This is a genomic window from uncultured Hymenobacter sp. (genome assembly GCF_964242765.1).
In the GTDB taxonomy this organism is placed as follows: Bacteria; Bacteroidota; Bacteroidia; order Cytophagales; family Hymenobacteraceae; genus Hymenobacter.
Genome location: NZ_CAXTBM010000001.1, coordinates 189,566 through 206,014, shown reverse-complemented (window position 1 = coordinate 206,014; position 16,449 = coordinate 189,566). Strand labels below are relative to the sequence as shown.

The 16,449-nt window shown below is 58.1% G+C and carries 8 protein-coding genes; 7 read left to right on the top strand and 1 reads right to left on the bottom strand.

Translation table 11 applies throughout. The features are described 5' to 3' along the window. The first annotated feature begins 430 nt into the window (after window positions 1–430). The 7 genes from ACFE7X_RS00715 (at window position 431) to ACFE7X_RS00685 (ending at window position 14,006) form a co-directional block, all read left to right on the top strand. The gene (locus ACFE7X_RS00715; RefSeq protein WP_375433729.1) at window positions 431–2,071 is read left to right on the top strand and encodes a polysaccharide lyase family 1 protein; all 1,641 of its coding nucleotides are present in this window, start codon (window positions 431–433) and stop codon (window positions 2,069–2,071) included. A 270-nt stretch (window positions 2,072–2,341) separates the two neighbouring features. Then, a complete protein-coding gene (locus ACFE7X_RS00710) occupies window positions 2,342–5,488 on the top strand; it encodes a DUF6298 domain-containing protein (protein ID WP_375433728.1) in 3,147 nt (1,048 codons plus the stop codon). A gap of 119 nt (window positions 5,489–5,607) precedes the next feature. Beyond that, window positions 5,608–7,056 carry a sialate O-acetylesterase gene (locus tag ACFE7X_RS00705; RefSeq protein WP_375433727.1) on the top strand — a complete coding sequence of 483 codons (1,449 nt, stop codon included), beginning with the start codon at window positions 5,608–5,610 and terminating at the stop codon, window positions 7,054–7,056. A 16-nt stretch (window positions 7,057–7,072) separates the two neighbouring features. Beyond that, window positions 7,073–7,975, top strand: a complete 903-nt coding sequence (locus tag ACFE7X_RS00700; RefSeq protein WP_375433726.1) for a sugar phosphate isomerase/epimerase family protein — start codon at window positions 7,073–7,075, stop codon at window positions 7,973–7,975. Between the two features lie 266 nt (window positions 7,976–8,241). Then, window positions 8,242–8,913, top strand: coding sequence for a DUF3826 domain-containing protein (locus ACFE7X_RS00695; RefSeq protein WP_375433725.1), 672 nt, complete (start codon window positions 8,242–8,244; stop codon window positions 8,911–8,913). 42 nt (window positions 8,914–8,955) lie between these two features. After that, window positions 8,956–12,183 (top strand): SusC/RagA family TonB-linked outer membrane protein, encoded by a 3,228-nt coding sequence (locus ACFE7X_RS00690; RefSeq protein ID WP_375433724.1) that lies wholly within the window; start codon window positions 8,956–8,958, stop codon window positions 12,181–12,183. Between the two features lie 14 nt (window positions 12,184–12,197). After that, window positions 12,198–14,006, top strand: a complete 1,809-nt coding sequence (locus tag ACFE7X_RS00685) for a RagB/SusD family nutrient uptake outer membrane protein (RefSeq protein WP_375433723.1) — start codon at window positions 12,198–12,200, stop codon at window positions 14,004–14,006. Between the two features lie 480 nt (window positions 14,007–14,486). Here the strand turns inward: ACFE7X_RS00685 and ACFE7X_RS00680 are convergent, their stop codons facing one another. Then, the gene (locus ACFE7X_RS00680; RefSeq protein WP_375433722.1) at window positions 14,487–16,391 is read right to left on the bottom strand and encodes a CHRD domain-containing protein; all 1,905 of its coding nucleotides are present in this window, start codon (window positions 16,389–16,391) and stop codon (window positions 14,487–14,489) included. Between the last annotated feature and the right edge of the window lie 58 nt (window positions 16,392–16,449).

The following is a 16,449-nucleotide window of genomic DNA, read 5'->3' as shown; positions in this document are numbered from 1 at the left end:
CGAAGCATCTCGCTAGTGTGATAAATCCTTTTGTCGGTTCAACGATTCGAGCGAGATGCTTCGGCTGCGCTCAGCATGACCGTTCTATAGGCACCAAAAACAGCTTTTTTGGCTACCGCCCACTCAACAGGGTATACTGTAGACTTACATACGCGTCCTAATTGACTGGTTGATTCGAGCCGGGGAGTTCAACTTAAACACCTGGTTGATGGGCTAGGAACACGCTTCTGCCTTCCGTTGTAGTGTTTGTGTTTGACTTCAAAACAGCAACTGGCATTGCTGTGACCAATACGCCTTTTCCAGGAAAGAAAGCGTGGCGCATACCTCGGCATTCATCCATGATAACATCCTACAGAGGGTCGAGAAAATGATATAGGTGTCGGCCGCTTTTGTGGCGTTACTTAGCTGCCGTTAAAAACCCACCTGGTTTATGAAAAAACACGTTGCTTCCCTTTTCTCCCTAGCCGCTTTGGTATCGACGCAGCAGGTTGCGTTGGCGCAGTATCCGCAAATCCCGCCCGACATCCAGAAAGCCAGCGACGCAATGATGGCCGAAGCGCGGAAGCAGTCGGACCTTGCCTGGGCTAAAGCCTACCCCATCATTCAGCAGGAGGCCCGGCAGGGCAAGCCCTACATTCCGTGGGCGGCGCGGCCGGTGGATTTGCCGCAGTCACCTACCCCGGCATTTCCGGGTGCGGAAGGCGGCGGGGCGTATTCGTTTGGCGGCCGGGGTGGCAAGGTGTACGTGGTGACCAGCCTGGCCGACAGCGGCTCCGGTTCGTTGCGCGAGGCTTGCGAGCAGGGTGGTGCCCGCACCGTGGTATTCAACGTGGCCGGCATCATCCGCATCAAGAGCCCGCTCGTCATCCGGGCGCCCTACATCACCATTGCCGGGCAAACCGCTCCTGGCGACGGGGTATGCGTGGCCGGCGAATCGGTGTGGATCAACACCCACGACGTAATAATCCGCTACATGCGCTTCCGCCGCGGCGAAACCAACGTGGGCCGCCGCGACGATGCCATCGGTGGCAACCCGATTGGCAACATCATGATTGACCATGTGTCGGCGAGTTGGGGCCTCGACGAAAACATGTCGATGTACCGGCACATGTACAACGACAGCACTGGCATTGCCGAGCAGAAGCTGCCGACGGTGAACATCACCATCCAGAACTCGATTTTCGCGGAGTCGCTCGATACTTGGAACCACGCTTTCGGGAGCACGCTGGGCGGCGAGAACTGCACGTTTATGCGCAACCTGTGGGCCAACAATGCGGGCCGCAACCCGTCTATTGGCTGGTTTGGCGTGTTCAATTTCGCCAACAACGTGGTCTTCAACTGGGTACACCGCTCCACCGACGGCGGCGACTACCGGGCTATGTACAACATCGTCAACAACTACTACAAGCCCGGCCCGCTAACCCCGAAAGGTGCGCCCATCGGCTACCGGATTCTCAAGCCTGAATCGGGCCGGAGTAAGCTTGGATATCAGGTGTATGGCCGCGCCTATGTGGCCGGCAACATTGTGGAAGGCAACGAGAAAGTAACCCGCGACAACTGGGACGGCGGCGTACAAGTGGAAGAAATGGCCAATGCCGGTCAATACGCGCCCAACATGAAAGTGGTGCAGCCGCTACCCATGCCCGACCTAACCATTCTGCCCGCCGAAAAAGCATTTTCCTACGTGCTCGAAAATGCTGGGGCCACTTTGCCCAAGCGCGACCCGGTGGATACGCGGGTGGTGGAGCAGGTTCGGACCGGCAAAATCAACGCCAAGGAAGGCGTGAAGCTGCCCGAAACGCAGTTCAAGCACCGCCGCCTCCCCATCGACTCCTACAAGCAAGGCATCATCACCGACATCAGCCAAGTAGGCGGCTACCCCGAGTACAAAGGCTCGCCTTACAAGGACTCTGATAAAGACGGCATGCCCGATGATTGGGAAAAGAAGAACAACCTGAACCCGAAAGATGCTTCCGATGCCAGCAAAGTGCGCAGCAAAGAAGGCTACACCAACATCGAGGAATACCTGAACAGCATCGTGCCCATAAAGCAGGTGAAGCCCCAAAGCTGAAATCTTCAGGCTAAATACTTGCCGAACCTTACAATAAGAACGCCCTAAGAAAGAGAAGACCATCATGCCAAGTGGAGCCAAAGCCTCGCGCGTGCTGACGTTCGAGCGAGATACTTCGACTGCGGCAACGCCTACGCTCAGCATGACAATACCTTCTGCTCAACGTCAGCACGCGCGAGGCTTTGGCTTCGTTGCATCCCTCTGGCTTGAGGCGCCACATGCTCAGCATGGCGGTCTTTTTCAGTGAATCCTGATTTCTAGTTGCATACTGTGCGCAAACCAAACCTACTTTTTCCCCTGCTCTTATTGCTGATCAGCATCGGACCCATCAATTTGGTGGATGCGCAAGGCAATAAACCACCCAAAGAGCTGCCGCCTATTTCCAGTGACGCGCAAGGAAAGCTAGTGTATGCGCCCGATTCCTTGGGCAATCGGATTCCCGACTTCTCGTACTGCGGCTACCGGGCCGGCGAGCAAGCGTTGCCGCTGGTGGCTATCCGGGTGGTGGTGCCGGTGCAGACAGGAGATGCTACGGCGCGCATTCAAGCGGCGCTGGACTATGTAGCGGGGTTTCCCGTGGGGAAAGATGGATTTCGTGGGGCCGTGCTGCTGCAACGCGGGAAGTATGAGGTGGCCGGCCGGCTGTTGCTGCGGGCCTCGGGCGTGGTGTTGCGAGGCAGCGGCATGGGCGAAGAAGGTACCACCGTCATCGGGACGGGCTACAGCCGCGACAACCTGATAACGATAGCCGGCCGCAACGACCGGAAACTGGACGCCGCCCAACCGATAACCAACGACTACGTGCCCGTAAATGCCCGCACAATGCAAGTGGCCAACCCTAGCGCCTTCAAAGTCGGGGACCGGGTGCGGGTGCAGCGGCCTTCCACCGCGGCCTGGATTCAGAAGCTGGGCACCCAATCGTTCGGCGGAGGCGAGTCGGCGCTAGGCTGGAAACCCGGCCAGCGCGACTTGTTCTGGGACCGGCAGGTAGTGGCCGTAGATGCCGTCGGCCTCACGCTGGACGCGCCCATCACCACGGCCCTCGACAAAACCTACGGCGGCGGCAGCATAGCCCGCACTACGTGGCCGGGGCTGCTAACGCAAGTGGGCGTCGAGAATTTGCGGCTGGAATCAGCAGTAGATGCCAGCAACCCGAAAGATGAAGACCACCGCTGGATGGCCGTGGTGCTGGAAAACGTGCAAGATGCGTGGGTGCGGCAGGTGGCGTTTCGGCGCTTTGCCGGCTCGGCGGTACTGGCCCACGAAACCGTCCGCCGCCTCACCGTAGAAAACTGCATTTCCACCGAGCCCGTGTCGGAGATTGGGGGTGAGCGGCGCAATACCTTTCTGACCAAGGGCCAGCAAACGCTGTTTCAGCGGCTGTATGCCCAATCCGGATACCACGATTTTGCCGTGGGCTACTGCGCGGCCGGCCCCAATGCTTTCGTGCAGTGCGAGGCCGAAGACGCCTACAGTTTCAGCGGCAGCATTGATAGTTGGGCTTCAGGCACTCTATTTGACATCGTGAAAGAATACGGCCAAGCCCTGCGCTTCGGCAATCGGGAGCAAGACGGGCAGGGTGCTGGGTGGGCCGCCGCCAACAGCGTGTTCTGGCAGTGCACCGCCGCACGAGTGGACTGCTACCAGCCGCCTACGGCCCAAAACTGGGCGTTTGGCACGTGGGCGCAGTTTGCCGGCAACGGGCACTGGGAACAGTCCAACGAGCACATTAAACCCCGCAGCCTGTACTACGCGCAGCTGCAAGACCGTCTCGGGGCCGCCGTAGCCAGCCGCGCCATTCTGCTACCGATATCCACCGAGGCCTCTAGCAGCCCGCCGGTATCCGTAGCGCAAGAGCTAACGAAATTGTCGGTGCAGGCTGCCCCTACCGTGCTGGCGTTCATTCAGGCCGCCCCGAACCGGCAGCCGATTGCCATTCAGACTACCGCGCCCACCATCGATAAATTGAAGGTAAAGCCGGCCGCCAAACCTACTTACGCCGCACCGCTGCATGTGGAGCGCGGCGTAGTGATGCGCGGCAACGCCCTCGTGACGGGCCGCCGGCAGGAAGTGCCGTGGTGGAACGGTAGCGCCCGGCCTTACGGGCTGCGCAACCCCAAACCGCACGTCACCCGCTTCGTGCCGGGCATGATGGGCCGCGGCCTCACCGATGACCTACCGGAAATGACGGATTCCATGCGGGCCGACAACGTGGTGGCGCTGGCGCACAACTACGGCTTGTGGTATGAGCGCCGCCGCGACGACCACGAACGGGTGAAACGCATGGATGGCGAAGTGTGGCCGCCATTCTACGAGCTTCCCTTCGCCCGGACTGGTACGGGCACCGCCTGGGACGGCCTCAGCCGCTACGACCTCACCAAGTACAACCGTTGGTACTGGAGCCGGCTGGCCGAGTTTGCCGACCTAGCCGATCAAAAAGGGCTCGTGCTACTCAACCAGCACTATTTTCAGCACAACATCATCGAAGCCGGCGCCCACTACGCCGATTTCCCGTGGCGGCCCGTCAACAACATCAACAACACTGGTTTCCCCGAACCGGCTCCCTACGCCGGCGACAAGCGCATCTTCATGGCCGAGCAGTTCTACGACGTTTCAGACCCTACGCGGCGGCCTTTGCACCGGGCGTACATCCGGCAATGTCTCAACAACTTCGTGGGCAAAACCGGCGTCATTCACTTGATTGGGGCCGAATTCACGGGTCCGCTGAGCTTCGTGCAGTTCTGGCTGGATACCATCAAAGAGTGGGAAACGGAAACCGGCCAAGCGGCTACTATTGCCCTAAGCACCACCAAAGACGTGCAAGACGCCATTCTCGCCGACCCCGCGCGAGCGGCCATAGTTGACGTCATCGACATCAACTACTGGCACTACCAAGCCGATGGTACCGCTTACGCGCCAGCGGGCGGGCAGAATTTGGCGCCGCGCCAACATGCCCGTTTGCTTAAGCCCAAGCGCAGCTCGTTCGAGCAAGTGTACCGAGCCGTGCGCGAGTACCGCAAGCAATTCCCCGACAAAGCCGTCTTCTACTCCGCCGACAGCTACGATGCTTTTGGGTGGGCGGTGCTGCTCGCGGGCGGGTCGTTGGCGTCGGTGCCGCAGGTTTCGGATGCGCGCTTTGCTGCGGCCGTAGCCAGCATGGCGCCCGTGGAGCCGAGCGGCCAGCCGGCCGGCCAATGGCTGATGAGCGACGGCAAAACCGGCTTGTTGGTGTACCGTGAGAGTGCGGCGCCAGTTGAACTCGACTTGTCGGCTCTGAAAGGCACATTCGTGGTCCGCCACATCGACCCGAAAACGGGCAAAATTTCTATCTCCATTGAGACTGTGAAAGGCGGCAAGCGCATCACCTTAACCAAGCAGCCCGCTGGCGCCGAAGTGGTCTGGCTGCAGAAGAAATAGCTATGAAGCAGCTTCTACACCGCCTCCGCACACTATGTAGAGACGTGACACTTCGTGTTGCCGAAGCCGCGCCGTTCAAACAAGCATTATTAACAACGTCAGCAACGACGAGACGCGAAGTGTCGCGTCTCTACACTGTCCTATTCGTGGCGCTGCTTGGTTTGCTAGTAAGCGTACCGGCGCAGGCCAACGTGGTATTGCCGCGGGTGCTGGCGCACAACATGGTGCTGCAAAGCAACAAGCCGCTTCCTATCTGGGGGCAAGCCGCGCCGGGTGAAACCGTTGCGGTGCAGTTTGCAGGCCAACAGGTTAGCGCCGTGGCTGATGCGACTGGGCACTGGCAGGTGCTATTGCAACCCTTGGCAACTTCTAGTACTCCCGCGGAGCTGGTGATTAGTGGCCGCAACACCATTCGGCTGCGCAATGTGCTGGTGGGCGAAGTGTGGCTGTGCTCGGGGCAGTCGAATATGGAATACACCATGCGCAAGAGCAGTAAGGTGACGCTCCCGCCAACGGCAGACGCCACTCCGGTCAGTGAACTAGAGCGCGCCCACAACCCTCTGATTCGGATTTTTCTGGTGAACCGCAAGGAGCTCGCCAAGCCCGATTCGTTGCACCGCGGCTGGAGCGTCGCGCAGGATTCGGCGCTTCGGTCGTTTTCGGCACCGGCCTATTTCTTCGCCAAAGAGCTGAACCAGCGCTTGAATGTGCCGATTGGCGTCATTTCCTCGGCCGTACCGGGCAGCCGCATCGAGCCGTGGATTGCGGAGGCGGCCTTCCAGCAGGATTCATATTACGCCACTCAAAAAGTGGATGGTGACCCCGGCAAGTTCTACGAGCCCATGATTCGGCCGCTGGTGTCGTTTGCGGTGCGTGGTTTTTTGTGGTATCAGGGTGAAAGCAACTGCTTTCTGGCTGAAACCAGCACCTACACCCACAAAATGAAGACGCTGATAGAAAGCTGGCGCGCCGCGTGGCAAGATTCTACCCTGCCTTTCTATTATGTGCAACTGGCGCCGTTCAAGTACTCGGAGTCGAAAGGCAAAGTGGAACTGACGCCGGAAACGCTGCCCAAATTCCGCGAGGCGCAGGAAGCTGTTCTGCAATTGCCGCACACGGGCATGATTGTCACCACCGACTTAGCAACCAAGCTCGATGACATTCATCCACCTTTCAAGTGGGAAATCGGGCGGCGGCTGGCCTTAGTGGCGCTGGCTTCCACCTACGCCCGGAAAGATGTGGAAGCTTCCGGGCCAATATTCAATAGCATGGCGGTGAAAGGCAAGGTGGCTACCATCTCGTTCAAGCCGCTGGGTGGGCGCCTAATCCGCAAAGACAGCAAGCCGCTTACCAACTTCCAAGTGGCCGGCGCCGATGGGGTATTCGTACCGGCGCAAGCGCGCATTAAGGGCAAAACCGTGCTGGTTTCCGCCTCTGGCGTGGCCGAGCCCAAAGCCGTGCGCTTCGGCTGGCACGAAGCCGCACAGCCAAATCTGTTTTCCAGTTCGAGGCTGCCGGCCCGGCCGTTCCGCACCGACAAGCCCGAACTCAAGGTGAGTGTCCACTAACTAACCGCTATGGTATATGCACCAAAATGTACTTACCCGTCGTGCGTTTCTTACATCGGGCGCCTTACTAACCGCGGGGCTGCTGTTGCCGTGGTCGGCAGCGGTGGCCCGGAGCAAGAAGCTGTCCTACAAGATTGCCGTGGTTGACTTGATGATTCTGAAGCGGCAGAAGCTAGGCGCCTTGCAGCTCACCAAGGATATCGGGGCCGACGGCGTGGAAGTGGATATGGGTGGCTTGGGCCAGCGCGAAACCTTTGATAGCCAACTGGCGAAACCAGAAATCCGGCAACAGTTCCTCGACAAAGCTCGCGAACTGAACCTGGAAATCTGCTCATTAGCCATGACGGGCTTCTACGCCCAATCGTTTGCCACACGCCCCACTTACCAGCGCATGGTGCAAGACTGCATCGACACGATGAAGGCCTTGAACGTGAAGGTGGCATTCTTGCCTCTCGGTACGCAAGGCGACTTGGTGAAGAACCCCGAACTGCGCCCGGCCATCGTGGAGCGGCTGAAAGTGGTGGGCCGCATGGCGCAGAAAGCGGGTGTAGTGGTGGGTATCGAAACGGCGCTGGATGCTACCGGCGAGGTGGAATTGCTTCGCGAAATCAACTCCAAGCACATCCAGATCTATTTCAACTTCTCGAACCCGCTCAAAGAAGGGCGCGACTTGCACCAGGAGCTTAAAATCTTGGGTCGTAAGCGCATCTGCCAAATTCACTGCACCGACGAGGATGGCGTGTGGCTGCAAAATAATACCCGACTCGACATGAAGCGCGTCAAGCAAACGCTGGCCGAGATGAACTGGGAAGGCTGGCTGGTGATTGAACGCTCGCGCGACGCCAACGACGCCCGTAACGTGAAGAAGAACTTTGGCGCAAATACCACCTACCTGAAGTCTATTTTCCAGGCCAGTTAGGCAGGTTACTTTACGTGCTGACAGGAGCCAACGAATAGCAGAATAGTCAGGTCATTTATTGGCTACAAAGCCTGCTTTCAAAGTTTTTACGCTCTCCTTTAGCTAGCTGAAATTCAGAGCGCCGCCGCTTTACGTATTCGATTATCTAGTAGTTGTAAAATCACCTTATGGGATATGGTAATATCCTACAACAAGTTGGCTAAAACCTGTATATAGCCCCTCCGATGTACATGTAACTTGCTGCTGCACTGAAGTTACACGTCATTATGAAGAATTCATTAAGTGTTCTACTGCTAGCCGGCTTCTTATCCAGCGCTACCCTCGCTTCGGCACAGACGACCCCGCCAACCGAAACCAAAGAAGCTGCTTATACCCGGACCATCACCGAGCGAGCTAGCAAGATTGTAGTCACGCTCGGCGAGCTGAATTCGAAAGCCTCCATGCAAGTGCGGGATGTTGTTGCCAACCAGTACCGGCAGCTCAACGACATCCATGAAAAACAGAAAACGCAGCTAGCCGCCCTCAAAGCAAAACCCCAGGACGAGGCCACTAAAGTGGAAGCTGCCAAGGTGGAAGCTGAAACCACCGCCGCGCTAAACAAACTGCACGCGCAATACCTGAAAAAGCTCGGGCGCCACCTCTCGGCCGCGCAAATCGAACAGGTGAAAGACGGCATGACCTACAGCGTGGCGCCCAACACCATGCGCGCTTACAACGAGATGCTGCCCAACCTGACGGAAGCTCAAAAAGCGCAGATGCTGGCGTGGCTCCTAGAAGCCCGCGAGCATGCCATGGATGCCAGCACGTCGGAGAAGAAGCACGCGTGGTTTGGCAAGTACAAAGGCAAAATCAACAACTACCTCTCGGCCGCGGGCATCGATATGAACCAAGCCGGCAAAGACTGGCAAGCCCGCCGGGCGGCCGAGGGCAGCAAGTAAGCAAGCATTCCAAAGCATGCGTTTTCCCACAAATCAATTGCTATGACCCGTTTTGTACCCCAACTTCCCACCCGCCCGCTTAGCGTTAGTCAGCAAGCGGCCTACGCCCTATTAGCAGGCTTTTTACTGAGTGCGGGGGCCGTCAGTGCCACGGCTAGCAGTGCGGCGGGCGCCCCGCTCCCCTCCGCTTCCGTGGCCTTCATGAACCTCACTGGCACGGTGCGCGATGCCAAGGGCGAAGGTATTCCGGGCGTGAGCGTGGTGCTGAAAGGCACTACCACCGGCACCGCCACCGATGCCAAAGGCGTGTTCCGCATCAACGCGCCGACCGGCAACGAAACGCTGGTGTTCAGCTCTATCGGGTTTAAAAAACAGGAAATAGACATTGCCGGCCGCACCTCGCTCGACATCGTGTTGGTGGACGACGCGGCGGCCCTCGACGAAGTAGTGGTAGTGGGCTACGGGACGCAGTCGAGGGTAAGTTTGACGGGCGCGGTGGCTACCGTGGACATGAAAGCCATCGAGGAGTTACCGGTCGGTAGCCTCTCCACGGCTATAGCCGGGCAACAGCCGGGCGTCGGCGTGAGTGGCGGCACCGCCCGCCCCGGCGACAAAGGCCAGATTACGGTTCGCAATCCTGTCATCCTCTCCAAAGATGGTGGTACCCTTCGCCCGCTCTACGTGATTGACAACGTGGTGCGTACCGAGGAAGACTTCAACCTGCTCGACCAATCGGAGGTGGAAGCCATTTCGGTGCTGAAAGACGCCGCTGCCGCCATCTACGGGGCCCGCTCCAACCAGGGCGTGGTAGTGGTAGCCACCAAGCGGGGCAAGGCTGGCCCGGCCAAGTTCTCGTACAGCGGCTCGGTGGGCACGTCGGATGCGGCACAGCTGCCGGGTATGATGAGCGGCCTCGAGCACGCCACTTACCTCAACGACTACAATTTCTACCGGGGCCGCCTGGCCACGGACCCGTTGATTTATACGCCCGATGAGCTGGAGTATTTCGCCAACAACAGCACCAACTGGCTGAAGCAAGCGTGGAAACCTTCTACCCTTACCCGCAACGCGCTGAATGTGAGCGGCGGCAGCGACCGAGCCACGTACTTCGCGGGCGTGTCGTACAACCGCCAAAACGGCAACTTCGACAACATCAATTCCGACAAGTGGACGTTCCGGGCCAGCACCGACGTAACCGTAGCCACCGGCCTGAAGGCGGGCCTCTCGCTGAGCGGCGACATCTACAAGTCGCAGACCTACTACTTCAAGCAAGGCTCAGAAAGCGTGGACAACGACATGAGGTCGTTGCTTTGGACGCCGCAGTTCGGGGCCTTCTACATCGATGGCAAACCGGCCTATACGGCGCCAGGATTCACCAACACGAACAGCGTGGATGCCACCCACTTCTTTGAAGTGCAGAACTCCAACAACTATACCTCGCAGCGCAATACCGGCCTGAACCTGACGGCCAACCTCGACTACGATATTCCCTTCCTTAAAGGTCTGAAGGCGCGCGTGCTCTACAGCCGCACGCTCGACAACAACTTCGGCAAGCAGTTTGGCACGAGCTACGTCGTGACCGAGTACCGGGGCCTGGGGGAGCACCGGCACATTCCGGGCGGGGACGTGGTGCAGCAGCGCACCCTGCGCAACGGCGACATTATCCGGGTGGTGCCGAGCTACACGGATACGTATCAGTTCAACGGCTACCTGAACTACGAGCAGCAGTTTGGCCGGCACCACGTTTCGGCGCTGGCGTTTTTCGAGCAGGCCGAAACGCACTTCGACGAAACGAAAAGCTACCGTACCGGGGTCGTGCCGGGTGGCCTCGACAACATGCGCTTTGCTACGGGTGAGCAAGTAACCGAGGAATCGGAAAGCGAATCGGGCATTCTTTCCTACGCCGGCCGCCTCAACTATAACTTCGCCAACAAGTACTTCGCCGAGCTGGCTTTGCGCTACGACGGCTCCACCAACTTTGCCCCCGAATACCGTTGGGGCCTGTTCCCCTCGCTGTCGGCGGGCTGGGTGATTTCCGAGGAAGAATTTTTTCCGAAAGGCAACGGCGTTAATTTCCTGAAAATCCGCGGCTCGGTGGGCTTGCTGGGGGGTGATGCCACCCGCGCCTACAACTGGCAGGAAAACTACCGGTTCGAGATTGGCAAAGGCGCCGTATTCGGCGGCAACGCCGACCGGACCCTCACGGTGGCACCCAACAATGCGCTGGCCAACCGGGCCGCACGCTGGGACGACAACCGCAAGTACAACGTGGGCATCGACGCCCGTTTCCTAGACAACCGCCTCTCCTTGAGCGCAGATGGGTTCTACGACCAGCGCCGCAACATGCTCACGTTTCTTACGGGCTCGGCACCGCTGCTGATTGGCGCGCCCCTGCCGTCGGAAAACTACTCGTCTATCGACGGTTTCGGCTACGAGCTGTCGGTGGGCTTCGGCGACAAAATCACCAACGACTGGTCGTACCGGGTGAACACCTTCCTCTCGTGGAACGACAACAAGCAACTTAAAGTGGACGTGGAGCGGGGTAAAATCGGGCAGTGGAACGACCCAACCGGCCGCTCACAGGACCCTGGCGTATCGGGTTTCCAGTACCTGGGCATGTTCCGCACCCAGGAAGATGTTGACGCGTATCTGGCTGCAAATCCCAACTACACCTTGTTTGGCGACAAGCCGGCGCCCGGGATGCTGTACTACCAAGACATCCGCGGCCCCAAAGATGCCTCGGGCCAGTACACCGAGCCCGACGGCAAGATCACCGAAGACGACGAAACCTACCTGAACAGAAAGGCCAGCAACCACTACGGCGTCGGCCTCAACCCGAGCATGAGCTACAAAGGCCTGACCATTCAGCTGACGATGGGCATGTCGTTTGGGGGCCAGGCCTTGGTGGAAGGTGCGGCCCGCACGGTAGCCACGGCTACCGCCAACCGGCCCGAGTTTTGGGCCGACCACTGGACCCCCGACAATCCGGACGCTGAGTTTCCCGCGCCCTTCACCAGCAACAGCTACAACCGGAACTCGGAATTCTGGTTCCGCAACTCGCTGACGGCTAGTATGCGCAACGCCACTATCTCCTATAATCTGCCCACCGCCTTCGTGAGCCGCGCCAACATCAGCAGCGTGAAAGTCTTCTTCGTGGCCGTGAATCCGATCAACTTCTACAATCCCTACAGCTACAAAACCTATGGGGGCGCCTACGACGCGTACCCCACGTTGCGGTCGTTGTCGCTGGGTTTGAATGTTGGCTTCTAATTTCTTCTGAACTCATGAAATTCACCCGCATAGCTGCTCTACTCGCTTTTTCCGCTTCCGCGCTGACCATAGCGGGCTGCAAAGACACCCTGGATAAGATTGACCTTTCGGCCGCCAGTGAAGAATTGGTTTTCCAGAACGAAACCATTGCCTTCCTCAACCTAAGCTACATCTACGACCAGAACCTACCCACCTGGTTCGGCCAGACGGGCGTGGGCATTGGTAGTCAGAATCCGAGTGGGTTGTCGGATGAAGCGGCCTCGGACAACGATTACCTGCGAGGCACGGTGACGCAGAATACCGTAACGGATTTTGGCGTCGCGCTGGCTGCCAACAACAACTACGGCAAGATCCGAACCATCAACATGTTTATCCGGGGCCTCGACCGGTCGCCGATTCCGACGCAGCCGCGCAACCAGCTTAAAGGGGAGGCCCTGTTCTTCCGCGCGTACCGCTATTTCGACTTGGTGCGCGTGTACGGCGGGGTGCCGCTGGTGCTCACGCCGCAGCAAGCCGTAGGCCCGGAAGCCCGAGACGCCGCCTATCTGCCGCGCAACACCACCACCGAATGCTTCAACCAGATTACCGCCGACCTGGATTCGGCCATTGCCTACCTGCCCGGCAAGTGGACCGCCAATGGCACCTGGGGCCGCATCACGAGCGGAGCCGCTGCGGCTTTCAAAGCCCGCGCCCTGCTCTACGCCGCCAGCCCGCAGTTCAACCCCTCCGATGAGGCCGCCAAGTGGCAAAAGGCCTTTGCCGCCAGCCAGCAGGCCCGTACGTTGTTAAGCGCCAATGGCTTCGGCCTGCATGCCTCCTTCGACCAGCTGTGGTTTCAGGAAGCCAACAACCCGGAAGCCGTGCTGGTAACGGGCTTCAATACCACCACCAATGGCACCCAGCCCGCTAAGAACAACCAGTACGACAACAGCACGCGGCCTTCCTACACCGGTACCGGCGGCGGCTCCAACCGGCCTACCTGGGATTTGGTGCAAGCCTTCCCGATGCTCGATGGCAAGAAGCGCGGCGAATCGACCAAGTATCCGTACAACTTGCAGCAGTTCTACAAAAACCGGGACCCTCGGTTTGGCAAAACCATTGCCTACAACGGGGCAACTTGGCCTTTGAACGGCAACGCCAACTACAAAATCTGGACTTATCTGCGGGGTACTACCAGCGTAGAGCCCTCCGGTGCCACTCTTACCAGCTTCTACCTGCGCAAAGCCATCAACCCAACGGCAGCCGCTAATAACGCCAATATTATCGGCACCGACTGGATTGAGATTCGCTATGCCGAGGTGCTGCTGAACCTGGCCGAAGCCGCTTGCGGTGTGGGCAACCTCACCGAGGCTTACACCCAACTCCGGGCTATCCGGGCGCGGGCCGGTATTGAAGCCGGCACCGGCGACTATGGTTTGCAGGCGGGCATGAACCGGACGCAGATGTTCGATGCCATCCTGTACGAGCGGCAGATTGAGTTGGCCTTCGAAGGCAAGCGGTTCTGGGATTTGCGGCGCTGGCGCAAGATGGAAAGCACGCTCAACGGTAAGCGCCGCTCAGGCCTGATCATCACCCTGAAGGCCACCGGCGTCCCCGCCGATTTCGCCACCACCCGCGACAACCTAAACATCGACCAAGTGTATACCGACTATTTCACCATCACGACTCGGGTACTGGATACAAATACAGCTTCGACTTTCCCTAATGGCATCAACTGGAAGCCGGAATACTACTTCCTTGCGTTGCCCCAGGCGGCCATCGACAACAACCCGGAGCTTGTTCAGAATAACACCTGGGGCGGAGCTTTCGACCCGTTGTTGTAAACTCGTTATCTGACGCCAAGTAACTACTACACACCAGCGGCCCGGAAACTTTCGTTTTCGGGCCGCTGGTGTGTAGTGAACCTCTCCTACTGACGGGCAACTACTTACTGAAGGCGATTATACCTCGCTTGCCTCGACATTTATTTTCTCTCCGAACTCACTTAAGCATCAGAGTTTTATTGGTAAGACCCTCTGCTTTGCCCCTGCTCTCTTGTAACACTGGTACTACCATAGAGACAACTGGATGCTCGTTAAAAACAAAGAAGGACCAGCCAACGGCCAGTCCCTCTTCCACAACCAAAACACCTAAAAAAATAATCTTTCTGATAGAGTCACAAACAACTATCAGGCCAAAACATTAAGGAAAATCTCATACCTAGCCTTGGATTATCCTCTTCAAGAAAAAGGTCTCCCGCAACGAGCGCAGGAGACCTTTTTCTTGAAAGAAAGAAGAGCTTTACGTACTAAAGCTTTTTGAAGCTATTCTTTTACTACCCGGCTCACAATCCGGGACCCGGCTACGTCAACCGTTATCAGATACACGCCCGGGGCTATACCAGGCAAATCGAGCTGCGGCTGATTAGCACCTACCCGTACTTGCACTGGCTTGGTGACCACCGTACGCCCCAGCAAGTCGGCCACTTTCACGGTAGCAATGCCAGCAGCCCGCGACTCGAAAGAAAGCGTAATAGCTTCCTTGAAAGGATTGGGATAGTAACCAAACGTTTCGGCTACGAGGGCCGCGGGTTGGTTGCTGAGTACAATACTTAGGTCGCGGGCACCACGGAACACTTGGCCCCGAATTTCGCCGCCTGGGTACATAGCCGTGTGGATGTTAGCATAGATGCTGTCGCGCCGGAATTGCAGTGCCCGACGGGCCGTGAAGTTGGATGTAGCGTTAGGAGTAACATTACCAGTAGGTTGCCAGAAGCCCTGGGCCGAGATAGCCGCACCACCAGTTGGCGTGTAGAAAGGGCTTAGATCGAATACCACCGGGCCCGCCTGATTGCGCAAACCAGTATGGAAGTGTCCGCCCACAACGGGCCCGCTTAAGCCGCCCCAGGCCAAACTGAAGTGCACGTTGCTTTGGTCGCGGTCCATGCTCACGAAGCCAGAGCCGTAGCCTGCACTCGGATTAGGCGTGGGCCGCTCCTGCGAGCCGTTCATGGAGATAGTATAGCCCTCGCGCGCCAGCCGGTATACTTGGCCTCGGATTTCTCCATTAGGATTGGCCGCAGTAGTGAAAACGACGTTTACCCCACCCGTCAAAAACAAATTAATTAACTCTGTACCTAGCGTGGAAGAGCCGGTCGGCGGAGTAAATGTTATGCCAAAGGCAGAAGGAGCGCCCGTTAAATTGATGCTGGTTATTAGATCGGCTGGGGTGTTGGCTTGACCAACCTCCTTGGCATATACATCAAGCGTGGTAGGCGCGGCACTCAGGCCGGTATGCGCTACCCGCACGCGCAGGGTGTCGAATGTGCTGTTGAGTTGCAGCACGGCCACGCCTTTACCCGTTGCGGTACCAGCTGGCACCAACTGAGCTGCATCGAGGCGGACATCATGGCTGATAAAGCGGGCTTCCTGGAATAGTTGTCCCCGAATTTCACCGCCGGGGTTAGTGGCGGTGTGCACATTGATGTAGATCTGTCCGGCCTTCATGGCCGCAACAATAGCCGGCGTAGGCGTGACTTCGCCTTCAATGACGTTACCACTAATATAAGGCATCAAATCCAGCACCACAGGGCCGGCTACGCCCACTGCTCCCTGGTGGAAGTGGGACATGGTGATAGGGCCGCTCAGGCCAGCTACCACTACCCTAAACTTGATTCTGTCTTGGGATTGTGACAGATTGAACGTACCGATACCAACACCGTTGGTTATTACGGGTGGTACTTCTTGTGTGCCCGAAAGCGTGGCCACAAACTCCTCATCCTTTTCCAACTCGATTTGCCCCCGAATTTCACCACCTGGGTTGGCGGCCGTATGCACATTTAGGTAGTAGCCGCCCCGCAGGTAGCGGTCCAGCTTCCCCCGGTCGATATCGGCGCCGGTGAGGAACCCTTGAATGCGGTTGCCCCGAATGAAACGGAACAAGTCCGTTACAACCGGACCCGACACTCCCCGAAAGCCTAGGTGCGTGTGAGCGGCGACAATGGGGCCGCTGAGGCCACTGAAAGAACCGGAAATAAACAGCGTGTCGCGCCTGGCATTCAGCGTGAAGCTGGCGGCTCCGCGAGCCGTTGTTGTTACGGCTGGCACTTCTTGCGCTCCATCCAAGGATGAGCCTAACAGCAAGTGAGCCCGCAGGTGGTCGGCCTGCGAGTTGAAACTGAGCAGCAAGATCAACAAGCCAGTCAGCAGATGCGTAAGTTTTTGTTGCATAGCAAATTAGAAGAAGGAGGTGGAAATGAACCTACTCAGTAGTACTGCTAAGGCTGAG